Origin of the sequence: Vibrio sp., assembly GCF_047973365.1 — a bacterium.
Lineage (GTDB): Bacteria > Pseudomonadota > Gammaproteobacteria > Enterobacterales > Vibrionaceae > Vibrio.
The window spans coordinates 1-7,653 of the sequence record NZ_JBKEBW010000099.1 but is presented as its reverse complement, the minus strand read 5'-3'; the positions used below and the strand labels follow the sequence as shown (position 1 = coordinate 7,653).

The following is a 7,653-nucleotide window of genomic DNA, read 5'->3' as shown; positions in this document are numbered from 1 at the left end:
TGGTGTCAGGCTTCCCCAGTTATTGCACTGACTCCCTGTTAGATATCCCACCCTCAATCACAGTATTGGTCTGACTAAGTATTGGGCTTTGCGCTATTTTGGACGCTTACCCACCAGTACCGCCGAAACAGATTACGGTTAGTTGTGTACATCTAACTTCCTATGGCTTCCTTCAGACCCCACCGTTAGCCCGTGACGCCCTTGCCATTCGGATTGTCTTCCCCTTAGTCAGGGTGACTCCACTTTCTTTTAAGTGGACGGGTTTGCCAGCTTTGCTGGGCAAACAAAAAAGACGTACAGTAGTACGTCCTCACTCACTTGAAGCGGCATTTTAACGGTAAACGTTCACTGTTACCAAGTCGTTTAGCTGTTTAAATCATAAACGCGACCACCGAGGTAAATACCACTAAAGACGAACAGAGAATGAAAAGCTCACGCACGCGATCACACTTGCCAGTAAACACTTCATCATGATGATGAAGGTACTCTTTACTTTTCAAGTAATGATAGAGACGAACCTGTTTGGACATGTTGCCATGTGTGGTGAAGAATCCTCGTCCATCCACTTGTTGATAAAGTAACGGGTGAGCTTCTCGCATGATATAAATCAGAGCTCGCAGCGCGGTAAGATATCTTGCTACGTTAATACCAGTAACAATCATTAGCGCTAATAGAATGGTATCTCCACTGATCATCTTTTCCTCCCTACACCCAAAGTAACAGGGCTACCCGAAGAAAAAGACGACCGTGTTTACTGTCTTTTCACTGCCACTAAGCAGCAGGGGCATCCATTACAGAAGATGAGCCTTTTTGTGCCAATGCCGCTAGATCTTTATCGATAAAGAACAACGCTTTACCATCTTCACCAACCAGTTCTAGCTTGTCTAAAATCCCTTTAAACAACTTCTCTTCTTCATGTTGCTCCGCAACGTACCACTGAAGGAAGTTAAATGTTGAGTAATCCTGTGATGTGAATGCCGCATGAGCCAATTTATTGATTCTTTGTGTAATCATTTGCTCATGTTCATATGTCTCACGAAACACGTCACCCAAGCTTGCAAAATCATGGCGAGGAGCTTCAATCGCGCCTAAAATCGGCAGAGAACCCGTTTCACTGACATAAGTAAACAGTCTCTGCATGTGTTGCATTTCTTCTGCTGCGTGAACTCGTAAAAATTCAGCCGCTCCTTCAAATCCTTTATCTTCACACCAAGCACTCATTTGTAAGTATAGATTGGATGAGAAAAATTCGAGATTAATTTGATCATTCAGTTGATCTACCATCGCTTGTGAAAGCATAGGACGCTCCTAACTCATTGTGCAAACTGAAATCACTATAACACGATCATTACAATTTGTTAGTCAATGCTGACCCCTCATTCAGTCTGGATATGAGATCATCATGGCAAAAATGTTTCTCTCTAGGTGCTAGAGTTTAATTAACCTGACATCAGGACAATTAAATGGAGAAGGCATCATGAGTTATAAACATATCTTAGTTGCTGTTGACCTATCTGAAGACAGCAAATTGTTGGTCGAAAAAGCCGTCGCTTTGGCAAAACCGCTCGATGCTGCGATCTCGTTTATTCACATCGACGTTAACTATGCTGAGCTTTATACCGGCTTGATTGACATTAATTTGGCTGAGACGCAACACCACGCGATGGAAGCGTCGCAAATCCAGCTTAAAGAGTTGGCGGATCATGCCAATTACCCTATCAACCATACTTTGGTCGACAGCGGTGATTTAAGTAATGAGCTTTGTGACACCATTAATGAGTTCAACATTGATCTTGTGGTGTGTGGTCATCACCAAGACTTCTGGAGCAAGTTGCTCTCCTCAACCAGACAGCTCATAAATTGTTCACCTGTCGACATGTTGGTAGTACCACTTAATGACTGACGAACAATAATAAATCAGCTAGACTGCGGATAATTTTTCACATCCACTTATAAAATTATCAGGGATTATGTTTTATTTATCTGCAGTTACCCTTCTTTGGGCATTTTCATTTAGCCTGATCGGCGTTTATTTAGCGGGTCAGGTTGACTCTTGGTTTGCCGTGTTAATGCGCGTTGCACTGGCTAGCGTTGTCTTCCTGCCATTTTTGAAATTCAAGCAAGTACCAAAAAAACTGATTGTTCAGCTTATGGCTATCGGTGGTATTCAGCTTGGATTGATGTACTGCTTCTACTACCAATCGTTTTTACTGCTCTCTGTCCCCGAAGTATTGTTGTTTACCGTATTTACGCCTATCTACGTCACTTTGATTTACGATTTGCTGAAAGCACGTTTCTCTCCGTGGTATCTGGTGACGGCTGCGATTGCCGTTGCTGGTGCGGTATTTATTAAGTTTGCCGCTATCAATGAAAACTTTGTCGTGGGTTTCTTCGTGGTGCAAGGCGCCAACCTCTGTTTTGCAATTGGTCAGGTGGCGTATAAGTATGTGATGGAAAAGCAGAGCGTTGAGCTTTCGCAACGCACGGTGTTCGGTTATTTCTACTTAGGCGCTCTGGTTGTCGCAACCATAGCTTTCGCCCTTTTAGGTAACCCAACCAAGCTGCCCACCACCTCACTGCAATGGGGAATTTTGATTTACCTTGGCGTAATTGCATCAGGTGTGGGTTATTTCGTATGGAATAAAGGGGCATGTATGGTTAACGCGGGCGCGTTAGCGATCATGAATAACGCTTTGGTCCCCGCTGGGTTAATCGTCAATATCGTGATTTGGAATCGCGATGTGGATATTGCGCGCCTTTCGATTGGCGGTATCATCATCTTGTTGTCTTTGTGGATCAACGAAACATGGGTGAAACGTAAAGTTGCCCAGAGCTATTGCCCAGAGCCATAAAGAAATAGCCCAGAGCCATAAGAGAGCCGAAAGCGCTTAATCACAGCACGAAAAGAATCGAATAACAAAACGCCTATCAGGTTAAAACCGATGGGCGTTTTTTGTATCTAATACCAGTCTGGAAAACTTTCTGATCAGTGAATGGGCATCGATAAGCAAACCCTCTGAGCCAAGGATGGCTCAGCGGAGCCCCATGGAAGGTCGCTCTTATAAAAAATAAGGGCGTGTTTGTGTTCGATGCCCATTCGCTGTTCCACCGACGTTCAATCTGATCACATTTTTACCTAGGATGGTATAAATATAATGCGCTAATGGTACTGAGAAGTAAGTGAATACTCACCGTTTGACACCGGATTTAACTTAGAAAACTTCAACTGTAACGCTTGCTGTTTCTTCAGCACTTTTTCCAGTTTCTTTTGATATTTTTTCTCCGCTTTAAGGGTTTTCTTCGCGACTTTTAATGCCGCTTTGCTGCTCTTATTAACGCTGGTACTTTCTTTCACAGCCGGAGCATTTACAGAAAAAGCCTGAGGTTTGCACAATCTCTTTTTGTCGGAAGAAGAGCGAGCGCATGAGCGACACAAGTAGTTTGGCGCAGCCACAATTCGATGAATATCTGACAATGAAGCAGTAATGTCGTGACGACTTAATTTACACAAACGCTGAGCCATAAATACAACCAAAATGATAATGATTCTTGATTATATATGATTTTATACTAATGAAAAGGCAAGATCGGTTTATTACTCTTTCATCGCGGCTATGACATAAACATCAAAACGGTTGTTTTTGGTTTCAATCGCCATACTGGGTTTTTGCTCTGCCAACCAATTGGCATAGTCAGGACGTTTTACCACCACTCGTTTAGTGGCAAGTTCTAACGCAGGTGCCAGTAGTGTATCTGCGTCATTATCAGCACCAACCAGTGACTGAAACACACGCATCTCTTTTTTTACTAGCGCTGTTTTCTTCTTGTTCTCCGGGTGCGGATACATAGGGTCCAAGTACACCACATCAGGGCGAACAAAATTGGCATCACTGACAAGTTGCGCAAGCGCATCATGGCTAGAGGCATGCAATAATGTCACCCGATCCGCTACCCAATCACCAATTTCACTGTCTTGTTTGGCACGCTTTAATCCGTCATCCAACAGTGCCGCAACCACAGGATGTCGTTCAATCATTTGAACTTTGCAGCCTAACGATGCCAAGACAAAAGCATCACGACCTAAACCCGCAGTACCATCAAGCACGGTCGGTGTCACGCCTTTGTTGAGACCTGCTGCTTTGGCTATGGATTGACCTTTGCCACCACCAAACTTGCGACGATGGGCCACGGCTCCGCTCACCCAATCAACGAAAATCGCACCGAGCTTAGGCTCATCCACTTTTCTCAGCTCTAATTGCTCAGCAGTAAGAACCAAAGCGAAAATGCTCTCCTCACAGTGAGTGAGCTGCCAACGGGTCGCTATATCATTAAGCTCAGAAGCGCGTTCAGGAGCTTCACAAATCAGTTGTAACTGCAAAGTGGTATTCCATTATGGCATTAAAAAATAGCTGTCAGTGTAGCGGATTTTCATCAGAAACCTAAGGTTTCAGTGTGATAATATAGTGAACATTCTTCTTGGAATGATTGGATTAGGTATCGGTATGCAAATCGCTTCTACCAAGCTCGACGAGCTTGATCGCGCTATTCTAAAAATCTTAATGGACGATGCTCGTACGCCTTATGCGGAGATGGCAAAGCAATTTAATGTCAGCCCTGCCACCATTCACGTACGTATCGAGAAAATGAAAGCTGCCGATATCATTCAAGGCACCGAAGTGATCGTCAATACCAAAAAGCTCGGCTACGACGTTTGCTGCTTTATTGGTATCAATTTAAAAGCCGCGCGCGATTACCATTCGGCACTAGAAAAACTCAATGCCCTTGATGAGGTTGTAGAAGCTTACTACACCACAGGTGCGTATAGTATTTTCGTTAAACTGATGTGTCGTTCCATTGAAGAACTGCAATTTGTACTGATTGATAAGCTGCAAGCGATCGACGAAGTACAATCGACCGAGACACTCATTTCATTGCAGAATCCAATTAACCGCAATGTCATTCCTTAGATTTTGAACACAAAAAACCCAAGTGTCAGACTTGGGTTGTTTTTCAGGATCGATTATCTGTTAAGGTATTTCAACAGATCTTCGGCTGAAATACCTTGCTGAGCTAATTGCTTAGCCAGTAGATCAACTTGTTCACCTTTGCGCGAGTCAATCACTTGTTGGAATTGATAAACGAGATCACGCAGCACTGGCAATGGAACTTGTTTAGCGGCACTACGCACACGCTCACTGCTTTGATTACCTAACTCATTAAGTAACTTACCGTACATTACTTTTTCAGGTGATTCTTCCAACTGCTCGAGAATGCGAGCCATTTCATAGGTAGTTAGGGACACTGTATTTCAATTCCAAGACGCTATTTCTGATGACGATGAGCGAAATAATATACACCTGTTGTTGTCATTAGAAAATAGCGCATCTGAGTATTTAGCAAACCTTCTCGCGTAATTTAGTTATGATTAAAACGAGGTGCTTATCTGTTCTGGTCTTGGAGTGAGGTATACTCAGTGTCAACAGAACAAAAGGACAATTATTAGGAGAACAGCAAGATGTACCAATCCATCTCCCAACGAGTTTCTGAAATACGTAACTGGTTAACACAAAACGGTTTAGATGCACTCATTATTCCTCATGAAGATGAATATCTTGGCGAATATGTCCCGGTGCACAATGAAAGATTGCATTGGATAACCGGATTTACTGGCTCTGCAGGCGCAGCAGTCATTACTCAGGATTCAGCCGCGATTTTTGTTGATGGTCGCTATACGGTTCAGGTTCGTAAACAAGTTCCACAGGAACTGTTTGAATACCGTCATCTCATCGAAGAACCGTATCTGGATTGGTTACAAACCGTATTACCGTCAGGTAGCACAGTCGGCTATGACCCAAGAATGCATCGTGCAAACTGGTTAACTGCCAGTCAGGCTAAAATTGCCGGTGAATTGACGCTGATGGCAACAGAAGAAAATGCGATTGACCAACTATGGTATGACCGTCCTCAACCCGTAGTGTCAGACATGCGCTTAATGAGCGATGAAGTAGTAGGCGTAAGCAGTCAAAGCAAACGTCAGCAAATCGCGCAGATACTGCAACAAAAAAAAGCAGATACAGCAGTGCTCACCGAGCTTGATTCTATCTGCTGGCTACTGAATATCCGCGGTCTGGATGTTTCACGCCTTCCAGTACTGCTTTCTCATGCACTTGTGCATGCGGATGCGAGTGTCGATTTCTTTTTGGATCCAGTTCGCCTTGCTGACAATTTCACCCAGCATGTGGGTGCCGGTGTGCGAGTTCATCACCCAGACAATCTGCATTTACATCTGGAAAAACTATCCAATAAACGCGTAATTATTGATCCGGCAACCAGCAATGCATGGTTTACCCTAACCCTGCAAAATGCAGGTGCAGAATTGATTCAGGACGCAGATCCTTGCCTGCTACCCAAAGCCGCCAAGAACGCAACCGAAATCAAAGGGATGAAGGCTTGCCATATTCGCGATGGTGCAGCAATGGTGAAATTCCTGTCATGGCTTGATAGCGAAGTTGCTGCAGGCAAACTGCACAACGAAGCGGAGCTGGCGGATCAACTCCAAGCCTTCCGCGAACTTGATCCAACACTCGCTGACTTAAGCTTTGATACCATTTCCGCTGCAACGACCAATGCTGCCATGTGTCACTACAACCATATGAACCAACCTGAGCCAGGTAAGCTTGCAATGAACACACTTTATCTGGTTGACTCAGGCGGTCAGTATATCGATGGTACCACTGACATTACTCGTACTATTGCTATCGGTGAAGTCAGTGACGAAATGAAGCAGCAGTTCACCCTAGTGCTAAAAGGTCACATTGCGCTCGCCAAAGCTCGCTTCCCGAAAGGTACTTGTGGTCATCAACTTGATGTCCTCGCTCGCCAGCATCTGTGGGCCAATGGTTACGATTACGACCATGGTACCGGTCATGGCGTTGGTCACTTCCTAAGTGTTCACGAAGGCCCACAACGTATCAGTAAGGTGTTTAACAACGTGCCGTTATTGCCGGGTATGGTGTTATCTAATGAACCGGGTTATTACCGTGCCGACGGTTTTGGTATTCGTATCGAAAACTTAGAATTGGTGGTAGAAGTTGAGACTCAAGGTGACTTCCATGTGCATGGCTTTGAATCGCTTACTCGTTGCCCTATTGATGTTCGTGCTATCAACGTTAACATGCTAACCAGACCTGAACTGACTTGGTTAAACGACTATCATCAGAAGGTTTGGCACCAAGTCAGCCCATTAGTTGAAGGCGAAGTAAAAGCTTGGTTGCAACAAGCAACCCAGCCTATCGCATATGCTTAATTCCACGTTCTAATAAAAATCCCTTAGTTGATGAAATCATTACTAAGGGATTTTTGAGTTTGTTGACAAAGTCTGTGTTTGATTTATACCCGTCATTCCTGCGAAGGCACTGACGAATCCCCAAAAAATAGACAAGCATGGCGAGTTGTGATCTTATGTAATCGCCAAAAAACAAAAAAACACAACTCAAGATGCCATGCTTATAACAAAATTTTGCCACAAAACACTTTCTAAATCTCTAAAGAACTTTAATCAGGCTCGAGTTAAATCATTGTTCGATTGTAGCAATGCCCTTATTCGAGGAAATGAACTTAGCCTGACCACTATTGGGCGTAATTTAGAAGGTC

General features: G+C 44.0%; 9 protein-coding genes. 4 read left to right on the top strand and 5 right to left on the bottom strand.

Features of this window, described 5'->3' with window-relative positions:
• Positions 1-371: 371 nt before the first annotated feature.
• Positions 372-695, bottom strand: coding sequence for a universal stress protein UspB (gene uspB, locus ACK5MF_RS13060; protein ID WP_416922889.1), 324 nt, complete (start codon positions 693-695; stop codon positions 372-374).
• Positions 696-771: 76 nt separating this feature from the next.
• On the bottom strand, positions 772-1,299 hold the full coding sequence (gene ftnA / locus ACK5MF_RS13055; protein WP_416922887.1) for a non-heme ferritin: 528 nt from the start codon (positions 1,297-1,299) through the stop codon (positions 772-774).
• 178 nt (positions 1,300-1,477) lie between these two features.
• On the opposite strand from ftnA, the gene uspA reads away from it, so the two are divergent.
• Positions 1,478-1,903, top strand: a complete 426-nt coding sequence (uspA, locus tag ACK5MF_RS13050; RefSeq protein ID WP_416922885.1) for a universal stress protein UspA — start codon at positions 1,478-1,480, stop codon at positions 1,901-1,903.
• 67 nt (positions 1,904-1,970) lie between these two features.
• On the top strand, positions 1,971-2,852 hold the full coding sequence (locus ACK5MF_RS13045) for a carboxylate/amino acid/amine transporter (protein WP_416922883.1): 882 nt from the start codon (positions 1,971-1,973) through the stop codon (positions 2,850-2,852).
• Between the two features lie 308 nt (positions 2,853-3,160).
• Here the strand turns inward: ACK5MF_RS13045 and ACK5MF_RS13040 are convergent, their stop codons facing one another.
• Positions 3,161-3,523 carry a hypothetical protein gene (locus ACK5MF_RS13040; RefSeq protein ID WP_416922881.1) on the bottom strand — a complete coding sequence of 121 codons (363 nt, stop codon included), beginning with the start codon at positions 3,521-3,523 and terminating at the stop codon, positions 3,161-3,163.
• Positions 3,524-3,595: 72 nt separating this feature from the next.
• Entirely contained in the window at positions 3,596-4,378 is a 783-nt protein-coding gene (locus ACK5MF_RS13035) for a class I SAM-dependent methyltransferase (protein ID WP_416922879.1), read from the bottom strand.
• Positions 4,379-4,502: 124 nt separating this feature from the next.
• On the opposite strand from ACK5MF_RS13035, the gene asnC reads away from it, so the two are divergent.
• Positions 4,503-4,967 (top strand): transcriptional regulator AsnC, encoded by a 465-nt coding sequence (gene asnC, locus ACK5MF_RS13030; protein WP_416922891.1) that lies wholly within the window; start codon positions 4,503-4,505, stop codon positions 4,965-4,967.
• Positions 4,968-5,020: 53 nt separating this feature from the next.
• On the opposite strand, the gene ACK5MF_RS13025 is transcribed toward asnC, so the two are convergent.
• Positions 5,021-5,302 carry a hypothetical protein gene (locus tag ACK5MF_RS13025; protein ID WP_416922877.1) on the bottom strand — a complete coding sequence of 94 codons (282 nt, stop codon included), beginning with the start codon at positions 5,300-5,302 and terminating at the stop codon, positions 5,021-5,023.
• A 213-nt stretch (positions 5,303-5,515) separates the two neighbouring features.
• Between ACK5MF_RS13025 and ACK5MF_RS13020 the strand changes: the two genes are divergently transcribed.
• A complete protein-coding gene (locus ACK5MF_RS13020; protein ID WP_416922875.1) occupies positions 5,516-7,306 on the top strand; it encodes an aminopeptidase P family protein in 1,791 nt (596 codons plus the stop codon).
• Positions 7,307-7,653 lie beyond the last annotated feature (347 nt).